25 protein-coding genes are annotated in these 25,074 nt (G+C 46.3%); 5 read left to right on the forward strand and 20 right to left on the reverse strand.

Annotation, left to right across the window (positions count from 1 at the left end; all coding sequences use genetic code 11):
* From AC07KQ_RS13315 to aspD, 18 genes are all read right to left on the reverse strand, one after another.
* Positions 1-870: an L-ribulose-5-phosphate 3-epimerase gene (locus AC07KQ_RS13315; protein WP_013246124.1), complete on the reverse strand. Its 870-nt coding sequence runs from the start codon at positions 868-870 to the stop codon at positions 1-3.
* A gap of 189 nt (positions 871-1,059) precedes the next feature.
* A complete protein-coding gene (locus AC07KQ_RS13320) occupies positions 1,060-1,839 on the reverse strand; it encodes a DeoR/GlpR family DNA-binding transcription regulator (RefSeq protein ID WP_003568030.1) in 780 nt (259 codons plus the stop codon).
* Positions 1,840-1,868: 29 nt separating this feature from the next.
* Positions 1,869-2,510, reverse strand: coding sequence for a 3-keto-L-gulonate-6-phosphate decarboxylase UlaD (locus AC07KQ_RS13325; RefSeq protein ID WP_003568031.1), 642 nt, complete (start codon positions 2,508-2,510; stop codon positions 1,869-1,871).
* 116 nt (positions 2,511-2,626) lie between these two features.
* Positions 2,627-2,920 carry a PTS sugar transporter subunit IIB gene (locus AC07KQ_RS13330; RefSeq protein WP_003568032.1) on the reverse strand — a complete coding sequence of 98 codons (294 nt, stop codon included), beginning with the start codon at positions 2,918-2,920 and terminating at the stop codon, positions 2,627-2,629.
* Between the two features lie 29 nt (positions 2,921-2,949).
* Positions 2,950-4,470: a PTS ascorbate transporter subunit IIC gene (locus tag AC07KQ_RS13335; RefSeq protein ID WP_003568034.1), complete on the reverse strand. Its 1,521-nt coding sequence runs from the start codon at positions 4,468-4,470 to the stop codon at positions 2,950-2,952.
* Between the two features lie 19 nt (positions 4,471-4,489).
* On the reverse strand, positions 4,490-4,948 hold the full coding sequence (locus AC07KQ_RS13340; RefSeq protein ID WP_003568036.1) for a PTS sugar transporter subunit IIA: 459 nt from the start codon (positions 4,946-4,948) through the stop codon (positions 4,490-4,492).
* 137 nt (positions 4,949-5,085) lie between these two features.
* Positions 5,086-6,156 (reverse strand): L-ascorbate 6-phosphate lactonase, encoded by a 1,071-nt coding sequence (ulaG, locus tag AC07KQ_RS13345; RefSeq protein ID WP_003571790.1) that lies wholly within the window; start codon positions 6,154-6,156, stop codon positions 5,086-5,088.
* Positions 6,157-6,603: 447 nt separating this feature from the next.
* Positions 6,604-7,671, reverse strand: coding sequence for a PTS fructose transporter subunit IIC (locus AC07KQ_RS13350; protein WP_003568040.1), 1,068 nt, complete (start codon positions 7,669-7,671; stop codon positions 6,604-6,606).
* Positions 7,672-7,738: 67 nt separating this feature from the next.
* Entirely contained in the window at positions 7,739-8,059 is a 321-nt protein-coding gene (locus tag AC07KQ_RS13355; RefSeq protein ID WP_003568042.1) for a PTS fructose transporter subunit IIB, read from the reverse strand.
* Positions 8,060-8,061: 2 nt separating this feature from the next.
* Positions 8,062-8,535: a PTS sugar transporter subunit IIA gene (locus AC07KQ_RS13360; protein ID WP_003658829.1), complete on the reverse strand. Its 474-nt coding sequence runs from the start codon at positions 8,533-8,535 to the stop codon at positions 8,062-8,064.
* Positions 8,536-8,561: 26 nt separating this feature from the next.
* A complete protein-coding gene (locus AC07KQ_RS13365; protein ID WP_003568045.1) occupies positions 8,562-8,903 on the reverse strand; it encodes a hypothetical protein in 342 nt (113 codons plus the stop codon).
* A complete protein-coding gene (gene gnd, locus AC07KQ_RS13370; RefSeq protein WP_003568047.1) occupies positions 8,881-9,771 on the reverse strand; it encodes a phosphogluconate dehydrogenase (NAD(+)-dependent, decarboxylating) in 891 nt (296 codons plus the stop codon). Before gnd ends, AC07KQ_RS13365 begins: the two co-directional genes overlap by 23 nt.
* Positions 9,772-9,798: 27 nt before the next feature.
* Positions 9,799-11,754, reverse strand: a complete 1,956-nt coding sequence (locus AC07KQ_RS13375; RefSeq protein ID WP_003571793.1) for a BglG family transcription antiterminator — start codon at positions 11,752-11,754, stop codon at positions 9,799-9,801.
* A 373-nt stretch (positions 11,755-12,127) separates the two neighbouring features.
* The gene (locus AC07KQ_RS13380) at positions 12,128-13,027 is read right to left on the reverse strand and encodes an ROK family protein (RefSeq protein ID WP_003568050.1); all 900 of its coding nucleotides are present in this window, start codon (positions 13,025-13,027) and stop codon (positions 12,128-12,130) included.
* Positions 13,028-13,085: 58 nt separating this feature from the next.
* Positions 13,086-14,048, reverse strand: a complete 963-nt coding sequence (locus AC07KQ_RS13385; protein ID WP_003568052.1) for a glycosylasparaginase — start codon at positions 14,046-14,048, stop codon at positions 13,086-13,088.
* 97 nt (positions 14,049-14,145) lie between these two features.
* Positions 14,146-15,486, reverse strand: a complete 1,341-nt coding sequence (locus AC07KQ_RS13390; protein WP_003568054.1) for a M20 family metallopeptidase — start codon at positions 15,484-15,486, stop codon at positions 14,146-14,148.
* A gap of 113 nt (positions 15,487-15,599) precedes the next feature.
* Positions 15,600-16,319: a GntR family transcriptional regulator, LSA1692 subfamily gene (locus AC07KQ_RS13395; protein WP_003568056.1), complete on the reverse strand. Its 720-nt coding sequence runs from the start codon at positions 16,317-16,319 to the stop codon at positions 15,600-15,602.
* Positions 16,320-17,903: an aspartate 4-decarboxylase gene (aspD, locus tag AC07KQ_RS13400; RefSeq protein WP_003568058.1), complete on the reverse strand. Its 1,584-nt coding sequence runs from the start codon at positions 17,901-17,903 to the stop codon at positions 16,320-16,322.
* 353 nt (positions 17,904-18,256) lie between these two features.
* Here aspD and AC07KQ_RS13405 point away from each other — a divergent pair, with 353 nt between their 5' ends.
* Positions 18,257-19,459 carry an MFS transporter gene (locus AC07KQ_RS13405; RefSeq protein WP_274990924.1) on the forward strand — a complete coding sequence of 401 codons (1,203 nt, stop codon included), beginning with the start codon at positions 18,257-18,259 and terminating at the stop codon, positions 19,457-19,459.
* Positions 19,460-19,584: 125 nt separating this feature from the next.
* On the forward strand, positions 19,585-20,619 hold the full coding sequence (locus AC07KQ_RS13410; RefSeq protein WP_003571802.1) for an alpha-L-fucosidase: 1,035 nt from the start codon (positions 19,585-19,587) through the stop codon (positions 20,617-20,619).
* A gap of 67 nt (positions 20,620-20,686) precedes the next feature.
* Here AC07KQ_RS13410 and AC07KQ_RS13415 read toward each other — a convergent pair whose 3' ends face one another.
* The gene (locus tag AC07KQ_RS13415; protein WP_003568064.1) at positions 20,687-21,184 is read right to left on the reverse strand and encodes a GNAT family N-acetyltransferase; all 498 of its coding nucleotides are present in this window, start codon (positions 21,182-21,184) and stop codon (positions 20,687-20,689) included.
* 361 nt (positions 21,185-21,545) lie between these two features.
* On the opposite strand from AC07KQ_RS13415, the gene AC07KQ_RS13420 reads away from it, so the two are divergent.
* Both AC07KQ_RS13420 and AC07KQ_RS13425 read left to right on the forward strand, forming a co-directional pair.
* Positions 21,546-22,118, forward strand: a complete 573-nt coding sequence (locus AC07KQ_RS13420; RefSeq protein WP_003568066.1) for a PadR family transcriptional regulator — start codon at positions 21,546-21,548, stop codon at positions 22,116-22,118.
* On the forward strand, positions 22,111-23,685 hold the full coding sequence (locus tag AC07KQ_RS13425) for an MFS transporter (protein WP_013246127.1): 1,575 nt from the start codon (positions 22,111-22,113) through the stop codon (positions 23,683-23,685). Before AC07KQ_RS13420 ends, AC07KQ_RS13425 begins: the two co-directional genes overlap by 8 nt.
* A 240-nt stretch (positions 23,686-23,925) precedes the next feature.
* On the opposite strand, the gene AC07KQ_RS13430 is transcribed toward AC07KQ_RS13425, so the two are convergent.
* Positions 23,926-24,429: a GNAT family N-acetyltransferase gene (locus tag AC07KQ_RS13430; protein WP_003568068.1), complete on the reverse strand. Its 504-nt coding sequence runs from the start codon at positions 24,427-24,429 to the stop codon at positions 23,926-23,928.
* Positions 24,430-24,542: 113 nt separating this feature from the next.
* Between AC07KQ_RS13430 and AC07KQ_RS13435 the strand changes: the two genes are divergently transcribed.
* Positions 24,543-25,046, forward strand: a complete 504-nt coding sequence (locus AC07KQ_RS13435) for an isochorismatase family protein (RefSeq protein ID WP_003568071.1) — start codon at positions 24,543-24,545, stop codon at positions 25,044-25,046.
* Positions 25,047-25,074: the final 28 nt, after the last annotated feature.

Here is a 25,074-nt window from a genome sequence, read left to right on the forward strand (position 1 = left end):
CTAAACTACCGGTTCCTGCTCCAACCCAACCCGTTCAAAAAGATCATCAAAAAACTGTTTCGCCTTTTTCACTTCTGCCAGCGGATCATCGGCCTTTTCCGTCCACATCTCAATGGTGAAGGCCCCGCCATAATTCAGGCGTTTCAACGTACGCAGACAGCCTTCGAAATCAACGGTGCCATCGCCAAACGGTACATCTCGGAACTGACCTTTACTTTCGGCGGTGACTGGCAAGGTGTCTTTTAAATGAACCGAAACAATATTATCAATGCCTCGTTCTAACTCTTGACCGACATTGTTTTCCGGCCAAGCAGTTAGATTGCCGACGTCAGGATAAGCTTGCAGCCATGGACTGCGAATTTGCGTTTTGATGTCCTTAATTTTGGTCAAGGCGTTTAGAAAAGGATCATCCATTGTTTCAATATCAAGCATGACTTCTTTAGCCGCAGCATAAGCGACGCCGCGTTTTAAGTTCTCAATGAAGTATTCTCGCGAGGTCACCGTCTTTGGTTCGTAATAAACATCATAGCCAGCAAGCTGAATGTTACGAATGCCGAGATCACCGGCTAAATCGATTGCCTTATAAAGCATTTCAAGGCTTTTTTCTCGAATTGCCGGATCAGCCGAGCCAAGTGGGTAGCGACGATGGCCACTGAGCATTAAGGTGTGCAGTCTCACACCGGTTTGCCAACTTGCATCCCGTACTTCTGCTCGCTGTGCTTTCGTCCAATCAAGTCGGGCTAAGCGTTCATTGCTTTCATCAATCGACAATTCCAAAAAGTTGAACCCTAAATCGTGAGCCTGTTGCAACCTCTGCTGCCATGAATCAGTTTTTGGGAGTACCTTTTCGTAGATTCCTAGTGAATTCAATGTTGTGCCTCCTTAAACGCGTTTGCTGCCCAAGAAACCTGCACACACGTTTTGTATTCGCTTTCATAAATACATAATTGCTATTAAAAAGACGGTGGCCTTAGCAAGCCCGCGCTCCAACCTTTTTTCAGGCTGGACACCGGCTAAGCTAATGGTCACCGCCAGCTTGCTTACTGTCCTATATCACGTTTAATTCGATACCTGAATCACATCAATGCCTTGCCGGCGCAAGTCGCGGACGACCTTTTCATTCGCAAAGTTATCTGTGATCAAAATATCAACGCCGGTTAAATCTGCAACATGGTAATTGCTTGTGACGCCAACTTTTCGATAATCGGCCACGCAGATCACTTTTTGCTTGGTTCTGGAGATCATCGTGCTGTTGATCTGCGCTTCGTAAATATTTTGGGTTGTCACGCCACCTGCGACGCTAATGCCGTCACAGCCAATCAACGTATAATCTGACTGCATCGTTTCCAGAATCTGCATCGCAACTGTGCCGACCAACGACTCTTTTGGATAGCGAATTTCGCCGCCGGTCAGAATGATGGAGGTTTCTGGATGACGCACGCACTCAGTTGCCTTGATATTGTTTGTGATAATCGTCAGCGGCATGATCGCTAACTGATTGATTGCCCGCCAACACAATGAGCTGGAGTTGACGAAAAGCGTACTATTTTTAACAATATAAGCTGGAACCGCCGCCGCAATCGTATCTTTGATTAATTCGATGCCTGAACGCGATCCGTGATTACTGGCGGTCACCACATTGGTTCTTTCAACCAAACCATGATGCCACTTCACCTGTCCCATGTCTGACAAAGCTTTCAAGTCACGGCGAAGCGTCGTGATCGAAACATTGAATCGTTGGGCCAAGCCCTCAACAGCAACTGGCTCAGACTGGTCCACCGCTGACAAGATCTTTTCCCGGCGTGCCTGCACATTGGCCATTGAATTTTTCACTGTCATCACCTCTCAGCAACGAATTGCCTGCTTGCTTACTTGCCCCAGATGCGGATGATTTCGTTTTGGAAATCCGTTGCTGCTTTTGCAGGATCTGGTGCCTGCGTGATTGCCCGACCAGCGATGAAGGTATAAACGTTCACGCCTTCAAACAGTTTCAAGGTATCCACACTCAAACCGCCAGTCACGGAAACTCGGAAGCCCATATCAACCAGCATCTTAACCTTAGCTAAATCCTTCTCGCCCCATGAGCCGCCGGAAAGCAAAGCATCACGACTCTGATGATAAATCGCCTGCGTCACACCAATATCCAGCCACGACTGGGCATCTTCTTTGGTCCAATTACCATACAATTCAATTTGGATCTCTTTAACTTCTTTTTGAGCTGCTTGAATGGTCGGAATCGTTGCCGCACAGATACAAGTCATCCAGTCTGCACCAGCATCGCCCATGTTACGAGCAACGGTTGTCCCTGCATCAGCACATTTCGTATCCGCAATCACGATTTTATCAGGAAAAAGGGCTCGCAATGCGCGAACGGCAATCGTGCCTTCCTGCAAAATCAAGATCGTCCCGGCTTCAACAATATCCACAATGTTCCCAACTGCGCGAACATCTGCCAAAGCACTTTCCAACGTATTATTATCCAATGCCACTTGCAAATTTGGTTTAGCCAAAATGTTTCCCTCCTATTATGCGGCAATCACACGATCTGGTCATGTGGCGCACGCCTTTCCTTAACGTCAAAAGCAGACCGGCCCGTGCCGGCGTCCGATCTGCTTAATGACTCGCTTTATTTCACAAGATCCGTATCTTCACGAACATGCTGTTCTACTTCTTTATCACTCATAACGTTCTTGACGCCAATCACTTGCACGCCTTTACTCTGAGCGTCCTTGAACATGTCGACAAAGTTGGTTGTTGTGAACACCATGTCGTATTGTTTAGCCGTACTCTTGCCTTCTGCCAAGTTGGTATGCTCAATTTGCGTAATCGGAATATTCAACCGTTTAAATGCTTTTTGAACACTGCGCATCATCATTAAACTGGTACCTGAACCATTTGCACACGATACTAAGATCTTCATGGGAAATTTCCTCCTTGTAAGTCAAAGCCTTATTTAGTAGCCTTTTTCTTTGCCATATTTTCTTTATATTGCTCGTAATCCGTTACCATCAAGAAGTAGTTCTTCGGATCGTGACGATATTCGAGTTGTGGGATCAAGACAAGGATCAGAACAACAACCACGATGCCAGCGATGCCGAGAATCTTCATCAAGACTGTGAAGAATGGCCATACAGTGTCCCAGTCGAACATCCCCAGATAGCCGCCAAACTTCGACAAACCAATCCAAGTTGAAATCAATGCTGCGCCGAACACTTGAATCAAACCACTGAAGAACGGTAAGATCATGGCCGCTTTGGCACCAGCTCGCCGGTTTGCGAAGACCCCGAATGCGGCATTATCAAAGAACAATGGGATAAACCCAGCGATAATGATAGTTGGTGAATGGAAAATCAGTAAAGCACCAATGGCTAGGAACTGACCTAATGCACCAAACAGGAAGCCGATGGTAACTGCGTTTGGTTCGCCAAATGCGAAGGTTGCGGCCACATCGATACCAGGTACGGAACCTGGCAGTAGACGATCGGAAATCCCAGTGAAACTTTCAGTCAGTTCCCCAACGAAGGTTCGTACCCCAAGTTGCAGGATGGTCAAGTTAACCGCGAACCCAAGGGAAGTGGTCATAATATAGAACAGGAAACTAGCATTTGGTGCTAAACCTGAGGCGCCTTTTGTTGCTGCGAAAACCCCAACGAAGTATGGCTTGCCAAGAATTAACATGATGATGCCGAAGAAGAACAGCATCAGAATGCCGGTCGCAACCATGTTTTCGTTAAAGATCTTGAGGAAACCAGGCAATTCAATATCCTCAAGACGACGTGCCTTTTTCTTCGCTTTTACTTCACGGGCCTTAAACTTGTCAGCCAGCCAAGAAACAAAGGCAATCCCAAACATTTGTTGATGGGCAACGGCAAACCCGCCGCCATCGGTCAAATCCTGCGTGTAACGAACGGTCATGTTTGAACCGACTGCCCAGTACAGGCCTAAAACAACACCCATGACCAGCAGCACTTCAATCCGACCCATCTTCGGGAAACAGAACAGTAGAATCCAGAAAGCCGTTGCAGCTTGTTGCACTTGGACATTACCAGTTGTGAAGACTGCCCGCAACTTCGTCCATTTCTGGAACCGAACTAGCAAAATGTTGAAGACGAACGCGAACAGCAGCAACAGCATGACATCGCCGAATGTTCGACCAAACGTCTTTTCCAAACCTTCAGTAACCGCGTTTTGCCCAAAATACGGATCAATAACGGTAGCGGTTAAATTAAAGCGATCTTTCAAGCCGGTCAGGATCGGTCGGAAGCTGTTAACCAAGCCGCCAGACCCAACCATCAAGATCATGTAGCCAATAACCGCCTTTAGAAACCCAGCGATTGATTCATATAATGGCTTGCGTTCCAAAATATATCCGAGTAAAACGATAAACCCAATCATGTAGGCTGGTTGCGTCAGAATATTCGACGCAAAGTAGTCCCATATTTTAACTAGAAAATCTAGAATTTGCTGCATGATTTCTTACCTTTCCCCTTCAACTCCCCGCATCGATGAGTGCTTTAAAATCATCAACACTATTGACGGCCAACAGTTTATCGATCAGACCTTCCGTCATTAACATGTCGGAAAGGTCGCCAATGTTTTGCAAGTGTTGCTTCGGATCTTTTGCAGCTAAGGTAAAGAACAGCTGTGCCTGCTTATCAGGGTCGTCTGAATCGAAAATGACAGGCTCAGGGAATTTCGCAAACCCGATCGCCGTCCCCAAAACATTCTCACTTTCAGCCATCGCATGCGGCATGGCCACGCCAGGCACGATCACGATGTATGGCCCGTTCTTCTCAACGTTAGCAATAATTTCGTTAATATACCCCGGCAGGATATACTTGTGTTCGATCAGCTTTCCCGCGGCTTGTTGCAAGGCGTCACGCCAATCCTTAGCAGGTTCTGGTCGAATATCAACGAGATCTTTCTCCAAAAAGTCTTTCAGTAACATAGTTGATTCACCTCTCTTAAACGCGTTCGCAGTCGCAGAAACCTCCACATAAGGACCTCAGTCGCAATGGCCAAAGCCCGGCCATCACGCCTAAGGCCGCTTATGCTCCGGTTTCTAAGCGCTCCTGCTCACGCTCTCTATAGGAATGCAGGGAACGGTGTGTCGTTTGGAATTGAGAAAGCATCGTGGAAACCGCGATCATACATGAATTCCATCCGGTCTTTGTCATCTGGGAAGGTGAATTCACCGCCAACTTGCCAAATGAAAGGCTTAAACTTGTATTGCAAACGATCCTTGCGCATTTGCCAGAGCGCTTCAATTTCCTTAGGGTCAGCCATAAAGTTGGTCCAGATATCATAATGAACAGGAATAATGACTTTGGTGTTCAAAGATTCAGCCATGCGCAAAATATCGATGGAAGTTACCTTGTCCGTGATACCGCGTGGATTTTCACCATAAGCACCCAATGCAACGTCAATCTTATTTTCATTACCATGCTTAGCAAATAGATTGGAGTAATGAGAGTCAGCAGCATGATAAAGATTGCCGCCGGTGGTTTCAAACAGATAGTTAACCGCAATCTTGTTCATATCTTGCGGCATCTTGCCTGCCAACTTCACATTAGGATCGTCTTCGGTGATTAAAGCTGTCCGATCAAATCCTTCAAGTACTTTGACCTTTGTCTTGCCGATAGTAACCACATCGCCAGGTTTAACAACAACCGTCTTTTCTGCCGGAACACCCCAGCCTTGCCAAATCTCACAAACCTTTTCTGGGCCATAGAACTTCGCATCCGGACAATTCTTATTAACAGCAGCAGCCGTATTCACATCCAAATGATCACTATGAATATGACTCACAAACAAAGCATCAACATCTTTAATGGCAAATGGATCAATCACAAACGGTTGATTGCGCAGATTCGGTTGCATCTTTTGAACGCCGCTCATCCGCATCATCTGATGACCCTTGCGCATCATGCCATTACCATGTGATTGTTTACCAGTGCCACACCACATATCAACCAAAATGTTGGTATCTTCAGCCGTCTTCAACCAAATACCGGTACAGCCCAGCCACCACATTGAAAATGTACCAGGCTTCACCTTTTTGTCAGCGATCTCCTCGTTCAACCAAGTCCCCCACTCTGGGAATGTGCTAAGAATCCATTTTTCCCGAGTGATGTTATTGATATTTTTGTCTGCCATGATATTTCCTCCTTAGGCTTTGTTTCTGCTTTCAATTAACATGGTAGACGATTCTGGATACGCTTACAATACCTGTATACGCTTCATTTAGGTAATATACGCCATTTTATGAACTTTATACGGACTTTTGCGAATCTTTAGCTTATACCTTTACGATTTAAATCATTTCTACGCGATGCAAAAATTCATAAAAAGCATTGTTATTCTCATTTCATGAAAATGGCATCGGATATTGTCGTCCCTTGTAAAGAAATCAAATAATTGAATTTCGTCTGTTCACTGTCGAACATTTAAACCTTATTTTAGACAACCTGTGATTTCTTAGCAGAACATAACAATAGACCAACGTCTTTCGGTTGGTCTAAATACGCGATGCGCGCCTTGAAGGCGAATAGTATTGAAGAAATTTTCCGAGCGATCATGTGAAGAACAATGTCACTGCGAAATTTACATTTCGATTGAGATGTCTAGATCATGAACCTTCTCCTCTTTTTCCTCTTCTTTTCGTTTTGGTTTCAGGATTGAAAGAATGACACCTGTTGTGGCTGCAGCTATTAGCAGTGCAGCTAGATAGAGAAATGGATTGCTGGCGACTGGAAGGGTGAAAATTCCTCCTGATAGAAGCGGCACCGTGACACCCCATGAAAGAATTAATCCATGCCCCAACCCAGAACCAATCATTGCCGCCGGTACAACGCGCAGTGGATCATCAAAAGCAAATGGTAGCGCCCCCTCGGTTACCTGACACATTGACATGATGATAGCAGCTTTTGCGTTTTCACGATCCGCTTTCGAATATTTCTTAGGGCTAAAGATTAGAACAGACATAGCAATGCCGAGAGGTGGTGCCATGGCAGCAACATTTTTACCTGCTGCTGGGCCCCATACCCCTGCACTGGCAAATGCGGTCACAATAGCAAATGCCATTTTGTTAACTGGGCCGCCCATATCAAATCCCGTCATACAACCGAGCATAAACCCTAATACGAATCTTGATGCATGGTTCATGCCCATAAAGAATCCAACGGCAGCTTGCGTAAGTGCCGCTAGCGGCGGTCCAACAACATACATAATCAAACCAACTTCAACCAACCCGCCTACTAAGGGAATCACTACCAAGGGCACCATTGATTTAATACTCTTTGGCAGGTTCAAATTATTAAAGAAGATCGTAATCATCCCAGCAACAAGCCCCGCTAAAATCCCTCCAAGGAAGCTAGCATTCACCACGGTTGACAAGAAACCGCCCATCAGTCCCGGCGCAATTGCTGCTTTTCCCGCGATTGAATACCCGATGCCAGCAGCCAGAACGGCAACCATAATCGAGAAACCACCGTTACCAGCTTGAAGCAGATAATAACCTATGGAACCTTTCACTTCAGTCTGACCAATAATTCTGGCAATGGCCGTACAGAACCCAGACATAATGATGACAGGGATCATAAAGGACAGGCCACTCAGAAAATGACGTTTTAAAGATTGTCCTTTGAAAAGGTCCTTAAATTCTTTCTTCATCATGTTCCTCCTCATATTACTAGCACCACACCTGTTTAAGCAGCTATTTCCCTATAAATTGATAGAGCTACTTAGCTGCCGCCGCAAGTTTCTTTTGGATTGTCTGAAGCAAACTTTCTGGTGTTTGAATCGCCATATTTGTTGGGATTGTTACCGTTGGCATGCCCTTAAATCTTTCCTTTCCAGTAACAGCAACATCTGCGGCAATAATTGCTACGTCAGCATCTTGAATGTCTGCATCTGTTAACCCATTCTCAACCCCAGCGCTCCCTTGCGTTTCAACATGTCCTTCCATACCGAGTTTCTTTGCAGCACTAATCAGCTTTTCACGTGCCATATAGGTATGAGCAATACCCACTGTACAAGCAGTTATTCCGACAAATTTCATGATTAAAATCCTCCTGATTTTTCTAATATTTTTTTGAACTGGTCTGCATCATTTTCGTGTAACAATTTTTCTTGTACTTCTCTATGCGTTAATGCCGCGGATAAATGTGAAAGCAGCTTCAAGTGCAAAACGTCCCTACCCGTTGTTGGTACCACTAATAAAAACACAAGACGAATTGGTTGATCATCTAGGCTTTCCCAAGCCAGTGCATGTCTTGTTTTTAATACAGCAATAGCAACTTTATTTGCGGCATCTGACTCACCGTGAGGAATCGCAATGCCATTTTCCATGCCTGTAGCACCAATTTTTTCCCGTTTTAACACATCTTGATAAAACAAACGTTCATCAGACACAGTGCCATTTTGTTTTAACATATGACATAACTCTTGCAGGGCTTCATCCTTCGTTTGTGCTTTGGACGCAAGATTAATATTATTTCCGATGACGTCCGTCACCTGTACAGCTGGCTTTTCCATTTCCTCACCTCAACTATAAAGCGCTTTCATTTGTCGACAATCAAACTGCTTAAACTACCCTTGATACTGATTTTTAAAGGGTGTCGAAACGAATACCGATTGCCGACAATTTTTTCAACCTGATCTTTTTGCTGAATGATCAACAAAATCTGATGATTCTTCATCAAGTAACTAAAATAGAAAACCAAGTACACGATAAGATCGATTACAGCTAAAACCACATGATTACTTACGCATAACGCCAATGCCGAAACCATGATCAAAACACGGGTGTAACTAACCCAAGTATTCCAAGTGAACCTGATGTGACGGCCTTGACTTTCAACCTTATACCAGTAGAAGAAACTACGCTTGCGGTTGATAGCCACCCACCTCTTTTCTCAAAGAATTAATAACCTGTGCCGTGAATGTAGCTTGGTTTTGGGTACGCTGCCGCATCAATAATGCAACATTAAATGTTGGAACTGGAATGTTATAAGCCATCGCCGAGTTGATAGCAGCAACACACGCAGAACTAGAATGAATCACAGTATCGACGTCATCTAACTTGGCATTCTTGGAGAACGCATCATACATTAGATCCATCAGCCAGCCACGAATAACTGCAGATTTACTCCAATTATAAGCAACATCCTTTAAGTTATATTCAAATGGACTGGCATGAAGTAGGTCAAAGCCTTCACCTAAAACTTCCAATTCAGCATGAAGAATCGCATTATGAATGACTTTGAGGTAATGGCCGCTCCCAGATTTTCCGGTGTAGAGCAAGCCATCTTGAGCCGAGATATCCCTAAGCATCGGCTCAATGAGCCTAAATGCTTTCAGATCGCCACCAACCATGAAACTAGCACCGTGACGTGCTCCATATGTGCCACCTGATGTACCGATATCCATCAAGAATATGCCTTGTTCAGCGAAGATGGCGGCGTTTTTAATCGAGTCTGTATAATTTGAATTCCCACCGTCAATCACGATATCTCCCGTGGATAAAACCGGTACCAAACTTCTAAGAACCGAATTTGTTATCCTTCCAGCAGGGAGCATAACCCACACAACCTTTTGAGCGTGATCAGTTTCTAATGCCCTAAAGTTTGAGATAGTTGTAATACCTTCTTGTTCGGCTTTTTGAACCACGTCATCATTGACATCATAGCCAATAACCTGATGTCCAGCATCTTTCATGTTAAGTGCTAGATTAAGTCCCATTTTGCCAAGTCCTATTAAATATAACTTCATGACAATCCTCCACTTTTTAACTTGTACCTAATCAGATACTGTCCGCTTCTGAAAAAAGTCGATCAGCTGATGCCAAATGGCCTTTGGATTATTGGCCTTTGCTAGTAAACTCAAGGCATCATCTGAGGAAACTAACTGATTAAACCGATGATATACCGCATCCAGATTAGTATTCTTAATAGCATGTTGATTTAAACCAATGAAAAAAACGAACTTTGCTTCTCCGTCACCCCAAGTTACCCCATGTGTTGCTACTAACAAGGTAATACCCGATTTCTTGATATATTCACTTTGCGCATGCGGCATAGCAACCTGATCCTGACGAATGAGCGTTGATGCAACTTCTTCTCGTGCAATAGCAGATTCAGCCACTCCGATTTTTGCAAGGTCACGATCAACTAATAATTGGCCTATCATCTTAATCGCATCATCACGTTCAAGATGCTTTGAACTAACAAGAATACGGGTAGGTGACATTAGACTGAGAAAACTATTTTGATTTCTCGTTCGTCTATCTTCTATATTCGTAATCTCTTTAGCGACCAGTCGTTCTTCTTTGGGCTCAAAAAGCGGTTTGATAACCACTACTTTTTGCCCTGGCAACTCAAGTGGAATCGTACTGATGATCATATCCTCGACAAATTTTGCCTTGAATGCATTAGGAACAGACAGTACTCGAGTAATGTTGATCTTATCAGCAAAGGACGCCTTGAGTCTCTGTGTCAGTAAACGAGCTGTGCCAAGTCCAGTACTGCAAATAACCGCCACATTGATCTTGTTATTGCTTACCGTTGCCTTCGTCGTTCGTTCCATAAATGACTGAAAGTGTAGCGCCAGATAGGCGATTTCATTTTTATCAACAGTAACAAGATAGCGATCATCTAGCTTACGGCTAAGATCAAATGCTAATTCAAAAGCTTGGGGATACAAACGCATTATCTCTGATGTATACGGATTACTTGCCTGTAAACCAACCTGAAAGCGATGCATCGCAGGCCCCAAATGAATAGTCAGATCATTAATTAACTGATCATCGTAGATTTGAATATTTGTCTTTAGGAAATCTGCAATGTTCAACAGCCTACGATTTACAACCTGTCCCTTAAAATCGTCCGGTGTCAGCTTTGATTGCTTGGCAGCAAGAATATGGATATTCAGATATTCTTGTTCGCTTTTTGGGACTTGAATATTGAAGGCTTCTTCCAGCAAACGAGTGAGTATGCTTGTCTCAGGACTTAGGGCTTGTGAAGCGCTAGACCATGTTGGCAAATATTCTGCATTTTGAATGCGCACAGTTGAAATACAGATGTGAATCAAAAGTGATTGATATTGATACTCCGTGAACTCAATTTTGGTCACTCGCTGTAATTCACTTAATACTGCTTGCGCTGTACGCAGCGTCTCCGATCCGATCAGATTATCAAAATCTTGAGGCAGGTGAACAACTAGACGATTGGCTTTAATCGACTCACGCCAGTAATTGCTAATAATACGACTTGCGTAGTTTCGCTTATCCTGCTCATTACCGACAATTGCAATGCCATTGACAGTTGATGATACTGATAAGCCAAATTTTGAAACTTCTCGTTTAATTGCCCTCAGATCACGTTCTAGCGTACTACGGCTGACAAAATAATCATCAGCCAGATTATCCATTTTGACGAAACTGTTTTGCATAATGAGATTTAAGGTGATGATGCTACGTCGCCCATGAACATCTAAACCGTCATAGTTACTAGGAATATGAAATATTTCTGCAATCTGTTCTGTATCACCTTCAAAATAGATGCCCTGGTTTCTCTTCCTTACAAGTTGTACTTTCGACCCCAGTAGCCGCCGATCAATTTCATCAAGATAAGCGGCTATTTTTTTGCGAGAAACTTTCAGATTAGCAACTAGATCTGAATAATGTGTCATCTGGTGCGTATAAATAAAAGCAATTGTCTTTCGGATATCCTCCTCATAATCATCTTGATGACTCACTTAGGATCCCTCCCAACTACAAACAGAGTATAGAATGCGCTTACATTTTTGGGTAGTTCATTATTGGAACTATTAATAGTTTCCCCCATTGCGGCGACTTGAAAGCTCGTTTAGCCAACTCTACCACGATTGTCACCTTTAGAATTTAAAGTACTTAATATTATGACAACCAAGACAACGTTTTTATGGTGTCCTGACTTATAGCGACATCCTTCCAACCCAAAAACCATTCTCAGGCATATTGATCTTCTTTGAAACTTGACTAAAAAATCGTTCCAAATTTCTGGCAACACAGCGTGTACTTTCGCGTGTGTCAGAAATTAGAACGATTTTAGACTCATTGATTACCTGCAAGTTTGCCACTAAGTTTTCTCTACCCGCGCACCACCAACGGCGCCACCGCCCCAATCAAGTTCGCCGCATTCCGATACTTCGCCGGTTCCACCACTGGTAGACGAATTGTGCGTGCCGAAAGTGAAGTTACCTGCTGATATGCTTCGATGCCATCACGGATTTCCTTAATCACCCGTGGTTGGGCGCTGATGCCGCCGCCAATGATGACCTTTTCGAGATCAAGAACGGTTTGCATGTTGTAGATCATGGCGGCCACACCGCGCGTGAAAGTGCCGAGAATGACGGCGGCTTCGCTGGTGTTGTCAGTTAGTGCTTGAAAAACGCGCTGGCCAATCGGTTCTTCGTGCACACCTAAGGCATCGGCCATCGCATTGATCGTCGCCACTGCTGACAAACCTGCCGCGGTTTGCTCGCGCGTGATCGGGGTTAGGCCATTGGTCACCATGAAACTGGGTTCGCCAGCAACATAATGGCTGCCGTGATAGAGATGGCCGTTAAGAAAAAGGGATGCGCCAACGCCGGTTCCTAAGACGACCATGGCGCTGTTCATTGTTCCTGCTAAATTGCCGCGCCAATGCTCTGCCAATGCCGCCGCATTACCGTCATTTTCGATTAGGATCGGCACCGTAAGATCGGCGGCTGTAGTCAGTTGTGTGCCCAACACCAATCCTTCTAAAAAAGGCAATGTGGCACTAGCTTTAACGAGACCTTGCTGCGAATCAATGACCCCCGGCAAAGCCAACCCGATACCCGTGACGTGTGCTTTATGCAGTCGAATCAAACCGGTCAAACTGGCCATGAAATCAGCGAGACTAGCGCGCATGGTCGGCAGCTCGCCTTGTTGCGATAGTTCGCCTGCTGCTGACACTAAACCATATTTTGTCGTTGTGCCGCCAACATCAATCGCTAAATACTGCATCGCTAACTCCTTTTCACCGAATTATCTGTTGTAAAAAAGTCCAGAGCGAAGGCGCGCATCATTCAATCGGTGCTTTGATGCGTTTCTCATAAGCATCGAGCCAATTCTGTGTGATCGGTTCAATCGTTGTGGTCTGATCCGGTCCGGGATGCGCCATGAGGATGACTGGTGCCTGATTGGCCGTTGCCACGCTGAAAGTAAACTCGACATTCGTTGCGACGCCCCAGTGGCCTGCATGATCCATGGCGATTAGGGAAAATTCGCCTGCTTGACCATAACGACGTTGCAATTTTTCGATAAATGGATAAACGGCTTCGTCGCAGGCTTGTTGCGGTGTGCGATCGGTACCCATCAGACGGACAATTTCATATGAAAGACACCCCTTCATAATGTCCTCGCCCAATCCGGTTGCTGCGGCACCGCCGATTTCACTGTCGACATAAAACCCTGATCCTGATAACGGTGAATCGCCAACTCGGCCAGGCCGCTTCATGAAAAGACCTGACGTTGACGTGGCCGCCGCCATGGAACCGGTTGGGGTTAACGTGATGGCGCCGACTGTATCGTGGCCGTCATAAGGTTTGACCTTGGCATCAGCGATTTCCGCTCGTCGTTTTTCCCAGCGTTTTTTTGCCCGTTCCGTCAACATGTTCCGCATTTCAAAACCGTTGAGTTGGGCGTATTGCGTGGCGCCTTCGCCGACACGAAAGCTGTTGTAATGCTCGTGGCTGAGTGCTCGAGCCACAGATACCGCATGAAACACATTGTGAATGCCAGCGACCGCGCCTTGTGCCAGCGTGTCCCCATCCATGAAAGCTGCATCCATCTCGACGACGCCATTTTCATTCGGCAACCCGCCATACCCAACGGATTTGTAATATGGATAAGCCTCCACCATTTTGATCAGTTCTTCGACAGCATCGCCTGCGCTGCCTTTGCTTTGTAAAATTTGACTGGCTTTCTTCACGCCGTCGTGGGCCATTCGCCAAGTTGCGATGGCGCCCCATGTTTCGTTGCTCATTTGCTCATCCCTCCTAAACGTGTTCGCAGGCGCAGAAACCTGCACATAAGGACCTTGGGCACAATAGTCAAAAATCGACCATCGCAACCGAGCCCGCTTATGCCCCGGTTTCTAACCGGGTTGGATCACGCTCTGTCAAGCCGATCATCGCATCCATAAAAATCATCATATTTAACTTGAGATCAGCTTCATCCATCCACTCATCTTCTTTATGCGCGATTCCTTTTTGTCCTGGGAAAGATGGGCCAAATGCTATGATGTTTGGCATTTCTCGGGCATAGGTTGCGCCAGTAGTGGTAACCGGTGTGCCATCATTCCCGGTCATTTTTTCATACGCCTGCGTGAGTTGCGCAATTCGCGGGTCATGTCTGTCATGCAAAACGCTTGGCATACTGCGCACAATCGTGATTTGGCTGCCAGCTGGCACGGCAGCCGCCAATCCCTTGCTGACATTGGCTTCGTGATAGGTCACTGGATAGCGCATTGCTAAGCCTAAAGTCATCGCATCATCTGTTTTTTGCAGGCTATAGGGGGTCACGATCAGCCGGCCACTGTCGGCATCTTCAAACGCCATGCCTAGCCCTTCGCCAAAATGTTTTTCAGCCAGTGAATCAATGAGCCACTGGCAATAGCTTGCTAGTTCGCCGGTGGTCCGTTGTTCCGTCACGAGCTTTTTAGCTAGTTCCGTGATCGCATTGACGCCTTTTTCCGGGGCATTAGTCGGCACGCGGATGCCGTTAGCGGTGATTGGTTGGCCATCAACCGCCACCGTGAGTTTATCAGGCACATGATCGCGCGTCTGGTCGCCTGCAATGGTGCCGATCTGCTTGATTGATGTGGTCGCAATTGGGGTAGTGATGCGGTAATTCACAATGCCGCGTTCACCATAAACGACGGGGAACTTACAATCGGGCGTAAAGCCAAACTCAGGCGGCGCTTCACTGGCAAGATACCGTGGGACATCGTTTGACCCGCTTTCTTCGTCAGATCCAAAAATCAATCGAATGGTCTTTTGCGGTTGAAAACCGGCATCCTTCAGCAATTTCATGCCGATTAAGCAGGCCATGCTGGGTCCTTTATTGTCCAACACGCCGCGACCGTATAGACGTCCGTCTTTTTCCGATAGTGCATACGGCGGAAAGTGCCAGTCTGCATCCCCTGCAGGAACAACATCTAAGTGCCCAACAATTCCGATATAGTGTTGATCGTCCTCACCCCATTGCACGTATGCCATGGCATCATTGACGACCGCCGTTTTGAAGCCATAGGCCGCGCCGAGCTGCGCGACCGCCGTTAAAACTGCTCGCGGGCCTGAACCAAACGGCGCGTGCTCCGCTTGTTGACCGCGGACACTTTTGACGGCCATCACTTGGCGTAAAGCCGCGAGGAACTCGTCGCGGTGCGTATCATACATGGCTGCTAAGGTTGCTTTTTCCATCACTCTGCCTCCCAAACGCGTTCCCTGATGCAGAAACGGCCACATAAACATCTCAAGTCTAAATGACCACTTAGATTCCGCTTTCTAACCGCACCAGCGCAAGCGCTTTGCGATTAGTGCGTGTCGCGAGTTAACGTCGACTTAAACGAGTATTTATCGGCTCGATAATACGACGTGTCGAATAGAATTGGCTTGGCATCTGCCGTATAGGTGACCGAATGAACGCGCAACAACGGATCGCCTTTTTTGCCATGCAACAGTTTGGCCATTTTTTTATCCATCAACATGGCTTCGACTTCTTGATGCGAATACGCAATTGCCACGCGTTTTTCCAGAAGTGCAAATAGCGATCCTTCAAAATCGTGGGGCTTTAATCCGGCTACGTATTCATGGCAGATCGCCACATGTTCGACGGTCATTGGTTCCTCATCCCAGAAGCGGCGCCGCACTAACATGTCGATTTCTTTGTTAACACGGGTATCTAGTGCTAAAACGCGGCTGATTTCTTCAGGAACGGGATCAAGCGGTCCGAAGCTGATGACTTCGGTGCGACTTTTTTTACCGTATGCTTTGGCCGCTTCTGTAAAGCCTTGCAATCCTAGTCGACCGCTTTCCACCTTGTCAGAGTATGTCATGACATACGTGCCTTTACCCGGCGATTTCACCAGCAATTGCTGCCGTATCAATAAGTCAATGGCTTTGCGAACCGTTAACCGGCTAACGTCAAACTCTTTTGCCAGATCGTACTCAGATGGCAAGCGCTGGCTCGTTGTATAAACGCCATCACGAACGCGGCGGCTTAACGCGTTTGCGACATCTTCAAATTTTGCCATTCATTTGGCCTCCGTTTCACATGCCATTTGCAAGTGATCAAATAGTGCAATGATCCGCTTACCAACTTCAGCGTAATCATGCGTTGGTAGATTGGCCAGCGACACGCGGACTGACCAAGTGTCACTGCCAAACGGACTCGTTTTTAATAACATCAGGTGTTGCTGCTGCGCTAAGGCGACTAGCAAGCGAGTCGTTGTCCAGTGTTGCTTTAAGTAGCGGGCAAAAACAGCACCATATCGCTGTGTGCCCCACGCCAGCAAGTCAATATCACAATAATACGCTGTATCACGCGCCGGTGCTGGCCGAGTGAGCCCAAGCGTCGAAAAAAGCTGCTGTTCTCTAGCGCGACAAGTCGCAACTACCTCGTCTTTATAAGCCTGCCCTTCGTCCATCAAACCATAAAGGCTGAATAGAGCAATCATTACTTGTTGAACCGTTGACAATCCCGCGGCATGGTTCAAGGCAATGTCGCGAGAGTCGGCCACGATGCGGTCAATAAACGAAACTGTCGTACTTTCGCTTGCAATCGACTGATAGCGGGCGGAAACCTTTGCTTTAACTGCTTTGGGCAGCTGATCAATCAATTCATCGAAAACGTTGTCCTTCGCTAACGCAATCGCGCCGACCCGCCAACCGGTTGCACCAAAATATTTTGAAAATGAATAAAGGCAGGCTGTGTTATGCGGTAGAGCGGCAAACAAGGATAAGAAGTGCGGTACAAATGTTCCATAAACGTCATCGGTAAGAATCATCAGGTCTGGCCGATCTGTATTAACGATCGCTTCGATCTGCGAAATATTTTCCAATCCCATTGCATTGGCAGTCGGATTACTTGGATTAACCACGAATGCTGCTTTCACTTTTGGATCGCGCAGTTTTTCAATCTCGGCTTGTGGGTAAACATAACTGGCGCGGTCGCCAGTCGTCACGCGTTGTGCCTTAATCCGAACCACATCAAATGCATAGTGAGGTAACTTTGGAATCTCAAGGTATGGCGCGAATGTTGGCAGCAGCAAGGCAATACGATCCCCCGCTGCTAATAAGCCGGTATGCATCAAGGTATCGAACAGGTAGCAAATGCCTGCCGTTCCGCCTTCCACTGGAAAAACATCCAGCGGCACTTGCCGATCATCGAACAACTCTCGAATCATGTAAGCTTTTAGCGGCTGTTCGCAAACAGAAAGGCACCGGACTGGGGCAGGATAATTGTCACCAATCACCGCATCGCACGCGGCACTCACCCAAGCAGCTGGCGTCATACCTAGTAGCTGTTGATCTGCCTGACATATCCAGTTCAAGAAATCGGCTCCGGGGCCGGGGTGCGTCGTCAAGAAAGTTTGTAGTCGACCCATTCGTTCTGGCGCGGCCTTGATCTGTTTGCCAACTAAAGCCGAGGACGACTTCCGAGTTTCCTGAACGGCGAACTGTCCTAATAGAAAGAATGCCTCCCGCGGCACTGGGGCGGTCCAGTTTGGATTGCCGCGACCAGCATTGAGGATCGGGGCATCAGGTGCTGACTGAATTTGCTTTTCCAAGTACAAACTAAGCTCAAATGGGCTGAGTGCATCGATCGAGATGGTCAAGGCTAATACGCTCCCTTTTGTGATCTATACTTTTTAGTATATACTATTCGATCTGCTTTCAAATTGCAACCGATTTCTGCAATTTCTTTTTGAGCCAAATGCCGTGATGCGTCAGGCTTCAAGCAAGACGTTTGGAAAAATGTATGCCCTTTCAAATTTTGCTTGTTTTTCCAACGACGACCGTTTATGATGTGTATGTCCCAAGTAGTATATACTAAATTCTTTGTTGTTGATACCAGTGTCTTTTCGTTTTCGTTGGCAGAAAAAGGGCAGTTGTCAGCTTGATGACAGGCTGCTTTTCCCTGCCAAAATATGTGGCAATAAGCAAAATTAAATAAAGGAAGTGTGTCATCATGTCACCATCTACCCCTGTCCACGAAGACAAGCGTTCGCCAATGTTAGCACTTGGCATCTTGTCGATTTCGTTCCTGATGTCTGTCAGCAACGCCGTCTCTGGTACGATCCCGTTGATGGAGAAATATTTCTCTGATGTCTCGCGAGCCAACGTCGAATTGCTGATCGTGATTCCGACTGGCGGTGTGTTGTTGGGTACGGTTATCAGTGGTCTGGTCTCCAATCTACTCGGAAAAAAGTACACGGTTATTGCTGGGCTATCCATTTCACTCGTTTTTGGGATCATTCCTGCCTTCATCTTTAATTATCCAGCGATTTTGATTTCGCGGGCAATGTTCGGGGTTGGCATGGGGATTTTCACGCCACTAAGCGTTTCCTATATCACGGATCTTTTCCCTGAAGAGACACGTAATCGCCTGTTAGGCTGGCGTAATTCAGTTGGGGCGATCGGCGATTCCATCATGCTTTTCATCGCTGGCTTTCTGATCAACATCAGTTGGCACACAACCTACTTGGTTTTCCTGTTCCTATTAGTCCCAATCCTCTTGGTGATGTTCTTCGTACCAAAGCATTACGACAACATTGTTTCTGAAGATGGCAAGGAAGTTGAAGAAGACGTTAAGGTAAAGCCGACGACCAATTTCGGTGTTATCCAGCTCGCGTTTATTTTCCTCCTTGTCTGCTTATTCTATTCCGCGATCTCACTAAAACTGGCGAGCTACGTTGTCAACAATCACATTGGCAGTGCGGCAGCCGCCACGCGGATCTTCGGTTTCCTCGTCCTTTGCTCAATCTTCTCAGGGCTGATTTTTGAAAAAATCGCTAAATGGTTCAGCAAGTATACGGTCACCATTTTCTATATCATCACTGCGATTTCGATGATTGTCATGTCCTTCACCACTTCCATTCCGGTACTGTTGGTACTGGTGCTGGCGGCAGGCTTCTGCAATGGCATCATCAACCCGGCACTAACCGCGCGAATGGTGCACTATTCGCCAAAAGGTTCTATGAATTTCACGACATCCATCATCATTATTGGCATCAACATCGGCTTTCTGATCGCGCCTTATTTCTTCCAATTCTTCGGTGAAATGATTGGCAATGCAGGCCCAGCCAATATGATTCTGTGGAGCGGCATCTTCTATGTTCTGTTAGCTGTCTATGACCTCGTTGTTGTTAAAAAAGACAAATTGACAATCTGATCAGCGCGTGAGTCAAATCGGTCAGAAACCTGCGAGCACTTTTAATAGAGCGTGACCCATCATAACGCGCTCCCCAGCGCAGCAACCGCGCTGGCTCGCGTTCACTTTTCAAAGGAGAAGAATTCATGAATGACAATGTAGCATGGTTTAAACAAGCGAAGTACGGCATGATGATCCATTGGGGCCTCTATTCACTGCTAGCTGGTGAATATCGTGGCGAATCTTCCAGCGCTTATGCAGAATGGATTCAGTCAAAATTTCAGATTCCTAATGCTGAGTATGGCAACTTGGCAACCGTCTTCAATCCGCTGTACTTCGATGCCAAAAAAATCGTCGCACTCGCTAAGCAATGCGGCATGCAGTATCTGGTGGTAACAACTAAACACCACGATGGCTTTGCCATGTATCACTCCAAGGTCGATGCTTATAACGTTTATGCCGCCACGCCATTTCACCGTGATATCATCGGTGAGCTGGCAGAAGCCTGTCAAAAAGCCGGGCTCAAGTTTGGCCTGTATTACTCACAAGACCTCGACTGGCACGATCCGAACGGCGGCGGCTACAAGTCGAACGATGTCGAAACTGCTGGCACGACTTGGGATAATAGTTGGGACTTCCCTAACGAAGATCAGAAAAACTTTGATCTTTGTTTCGAAAATAAGATCCTGCCGCAAATCAAGGAAATCATGTCAAATTACGGTGCCATTGCAACAGCGTGGTTTGACGTGCCGATGACCTTGTCTGAAGCGCAAAGTCAGACCATTTACGACACCGTCCGCGAGCTGCAGCCAAACTGCTTAATCAACTCACGTCTAGGCAATGGTAAATACGACTTCGTTTCTCTTGGCGACAACGAGATCCCGAAAAACAAAGAAGACATGAACAAGACAGACGTTGACTACAACGAAATTACTGGCTTCAAGCCTTCGCCACTAGGTCTCTACGAAACTGCCGGCACCATTAATGATTCTTGGGGCTTCTCGTACCACGACCAGAATTGGAAAACACCACGTACCCTTTATCGCTATAAGCAACACCTCAACGATTTTGGCATCAATTATCTGCTGAACGTTGGTCTCGATCCACTGGGTCGTGTACCAATGATGGCAGAGGAGAATCTGCTGGCGGCTAAGGCTTTGGAAGATGAAGCGAACCGGTAGAAAATAAAAAAGACTGATTCAGCGGAATGGCTAACCTGAATCAGTCTTTTTTGCATACTATAGTTTATTATTGTATTTTTTTAACCAAAAACTGATCCATCAAACTATGCTGCGCCGTGACCAGTGGCCCAGGCAACTCATTGAACCCAAACTCCTGATACACATGCACTGCTGTCGTCAGAGTATGATAAGTTTCGAGATAAACTGAGCGATATCCGACTTGTTGAGCATACGCCAGTGCATGGCGTAACAAGCGTTTGCCTAGCCCATGGCCTTGAAGCTTGCCATGGACATAAAATTTCTGGAGTTCAGCCACCTTGTGTGCGGGATCATATTCCGCAATGCCAACGCCGCCAAGAATTTGGCCCTCGCGTTCTGCGACAAAATATTGGCGATTGGGCTTGGCGGCGTAGAACTCGCTTAGATGATCAAGCCCTGTATCAAAATAGACAGTGCCAGGCTTATCTAGGTCGGCCGCCTTCAAGCATTCGCGAATCAACGCAGCCACCTGTGCATCATCGGCAGGCGTGATTGGTCGAATTTCTTCATTGTTCGTTGTTGTCATGGACATACCGCCTTCAGAGGTTTAGTTGAAAGCATAGTATTTTGACTAAAAAATGCAAGTGTTAGTTTTGAGGACTCTGATTGACTCTGAAAAGAGATGCCACATGCACCTTTACAATATGCGATCTACACACAGTTTGTCACATTGTCGTTAGTTGCCTGACGCGTCTTTTCTTGTCTGCCATTCTGTGACCTCCGCCATTCATTACAAACAAGCATGTTGTCAGTAGCCATTGTCGAAGTTTTTAATTTCGTGCTCCATAACTGATTCGGAAGCTAGCAAAAACGGTAATATTTTTAATTGCAAAATATGTCGTTACGACCTATACTCCTATGTGTCGTTTCGACATATGGAGGTCATGATGTACGAGTTATCAATTTTAGGAGCACTCATGTCGCGTGACATGTCTGGCTATAAACTGCGTCAAGTTCTTGGCAGTAATCTCGTTCCCCGCCGCGAGATTTCCAATGGGGTGATGTATCCAGTGTTGCAACAGTTACAGCACAAGGGGTACATCACCATGTCGTTGGCTGAAAACAGTCCTCGTCATGAGAAAGTCGCTCACATTACAGACATTGGTCAGAAGCATTTCTATGCACTAATGGCTACTCCAGTACCAGTGGATGCAAAACGAGAATCAGTTTACCTATTCAAATTTCGGTCGTTGGCCGCTGTCGACTTTGCGGAACAGTTGCAGATTCTAACTGAGTATGAAAACGTCAATGACCAAGACTTGAATGTGTACACGACCCTAAAAAAACATTTGCAGCAACACACCAAACCGGGGAAAAGCGATCCCGCGTTGCTCAAGAGTACGATCAACACCCTTGAGCTAAACATTGCACTTTGCCAGACGAAAAAACAGTGGGTAGCACAAACACGCACTCGCATTTTGCAACAGCAAACCACTGAAGGAGGCATGCATCATGCCTAATGCAACTATGACCACGACACCGAAGAGACATCAGTGGCTGGCATTGACCGCGATGAGCATGGGTGTCTTTATGGGATTACTTGACGTCACTGTTGTCAATGTGGCGTTACCCACGATGGTCAACGACTTCAACACGAACTTCACGAATCTCCAGTGGGTGCTCAACGCCTACACGCTCGTTTATGCCGTGTCATTGTTAATCATGTCTAAACTCGGTGACATGTACGGGCGCAAAAAAGCATTCCTTGGTTCATTGATTTTGTTCGTGCTGGCTTCGGCGGTTAATGGTATGGCCAGTAGCCTAATCGTCTTGGATATTGGCCGAGGCATTCAGGCTATTGGCGGCGCCGGGATGAATTCACTCTCCATGGCGCTCGTCGCCTCGAACTTTTCAGGCAATAGACGAGGTGTTGCACTTGGTATCCTTGGCTCCGTTATTGGTATGTCCACCGCATCAGGTCCACTAATTGGCGGTTTCCTAGTCGAAAATTTCGGGTGGCCGTCTATCTTTTATGTCAATGTGCCTGTCGGTATCGTCGCTGTCATCATGACGCTGACATTTGTTAATGAAACACCGAGTTATGGTCAACACGAACGCATTGATTTTGCTGGCATGCTTTTTTCCGGTCTCGGTCTTTTTTCTTTAATTTACGGTTTGATTATCAAGGAGGGACATCCCCACTGGTCATGGATGGACATCCGGATCGGTGGTTGGATCATTGCGGGTTTCATTTTGATAGCACTTTTCATCTGGACCGAAAGCAGAGTCCAACAGCCCATGATGAGTCTTAACTTCTTCAAACAGCGTCACTTTGTCGGCACCATATTTGTGGCTTTTGCACTCGGCGCAAGTCTTTACTCTTTCAATACCTTTTTGACAGCGTTGATGCAAAACTACATTGGCTACTCCGCACTCCAGACTGGTGTTCGGCAACTAACGATCAGTGGCTGGTCATTAGTCCTTGGCCCGATAAGTGGTTATCTTGGTACGCGATTCTCAAAAAAACGTATGATCAGCGCATCATTATTAGTTGGCGCATGCGGTTTTTTGGTCATGTTGAATGCGATGGGACCACGGGTCAGTTTTATGGATCTGATGCCCGGCATGCTCATGATTGGATTCACTAACGGGATCGTTAGCCCATTGATCAACACGGTTGGAATGGAAGGCGTCGCCCCGCAACAAATGGGGATGGCTTCGGGCTTATTGAATATTTTCCGTCAACTCGGGATCGTGATTGGCGTCGTTGGGTTTGGTTTGATGCAGGCAACCCAATACGAAAACTATCTGAATACGCATATTCACACCGTGGGGATGCCAAGTCAAATGACAACCGGTATTCACGCTGCCCTCATTAAGGCAGGTCCATTCTCAGGGCACACAATCGCATGGTCAAAACGTCTAACAGAAACACCATTCGCCCAGAAATTACAAAGCGTTGTGGTGCACGCCTACGACAACGGCATGGCTGCAGTATTGATTGCAGCGCTTGTCGTGATATTAATTGGCAGTTTGGCGGCCGCAGTGTTGATGCGAAAAGAATCACATGCTGACGTGCACGCATAGGCATCACTGACCACCCCCGCACCAGACAAAAAAATAAGAAAAACAAAATGGGATGCCGGCGAATACTTGCCAGCATCCCATTTTGTCGCAACTAACGGCTTGGGCAATGCTTTTTGGTTATCCGGCACACATCGTCTGCCCCAGTCTATACTTCAGACATGGGGCTTCACAAGGGCCAATGTTTCCCGTGAAACATTGGCCCTTGTAAATTGACGGACTGGGCATGCTTGCGCCAGTTGATTATCCATCCGCTCTCATGTCCTCACCCCTAGCCAATAAATTTTTCAACAATCGTAGTTCATCGCGAATCGGAATCCCATTATCAGCAACCGCAGGAATTTGTGGTTTTACTTTTCGAGATTGATCGACCGCTTCGGGGAAAAGCTGCGTCAGCCGATACCCGCGCCGTTGATAAAATCCTAATGCATGCAGATTATCGTTTGTTGTGATTAACTCAACACCTGTTTTGTGGCTAAGCACCGCAGTCGTTTCAACTTTTTGAAGTAAAGCGGATCCAATACCTTGATTCGCACGCAAACTGTCTAGAGAAATGACCTCAAGCGTGTTTCCTCGATCGAGATAGGTGATCATACCTAAGATGTTTTGCTCATCAATCGCCACAAATCCAGGAAGTTCATTCAGATGATACACGACCCCACTCAGAACCATATCATCGCTGCCCCAGAGCTCTTTAAATAATTTAGTTGTCGCCGATCGCCATCGATCAATCGGTTCTAGTTTCATGAAATCCTCCTATCATGAACGATCAAGAAATTTTTAATTGTGTCATTGATCTAACTAGATCACAGCGTATAATTAGCGCATCAATAAAGTCCCGATGAAATGAGGAAATTGCTATGTTAAAAGATGGACTTGTCGTGATTGATGTTCAGTATGGGTTAAGCGCCGCCCACCATTACAAGCAACTGTTAGCAAATATCAATCAGCGTATAGACGCTTATCACGCTGCTGATCATCCAATTATTTTTATGCAACATACTGATGAGAGCATGCCATATAACGGCCATGATTGGCAACTCGATACACAGCTACATCGAGCACCATCTGATCGGGTCATTCTAAAGTATCATTCTGATTCCTTTTTCCAGACCGGTTTGGCTGCCACCTTACACGGCCTGCACGTGCAAACCATTGAAGTCGCCGGTCTGCAAACGGAGTACTGTATCGATACCGCCATCCGCGTCGGCCATGATCTCGGCTTCAAGGCGGCGACGATCCATGGCTTGAATTCGACCTTCGATACGCCCGATCTTTCAGCACAGCAAATCATCGCGCATCACGAAGGTATTTGGGATGGTTCGTTTGCTGAAGTTGTTCGGGATGAAGGAGTAAAGCTTTAAATCATCAATATTCTCAAAACTGGTTGCT

The sequence above is a fragment of the Lacticaseibacillus sp. YLM2-1 genome, assembly GCF_056583465.1.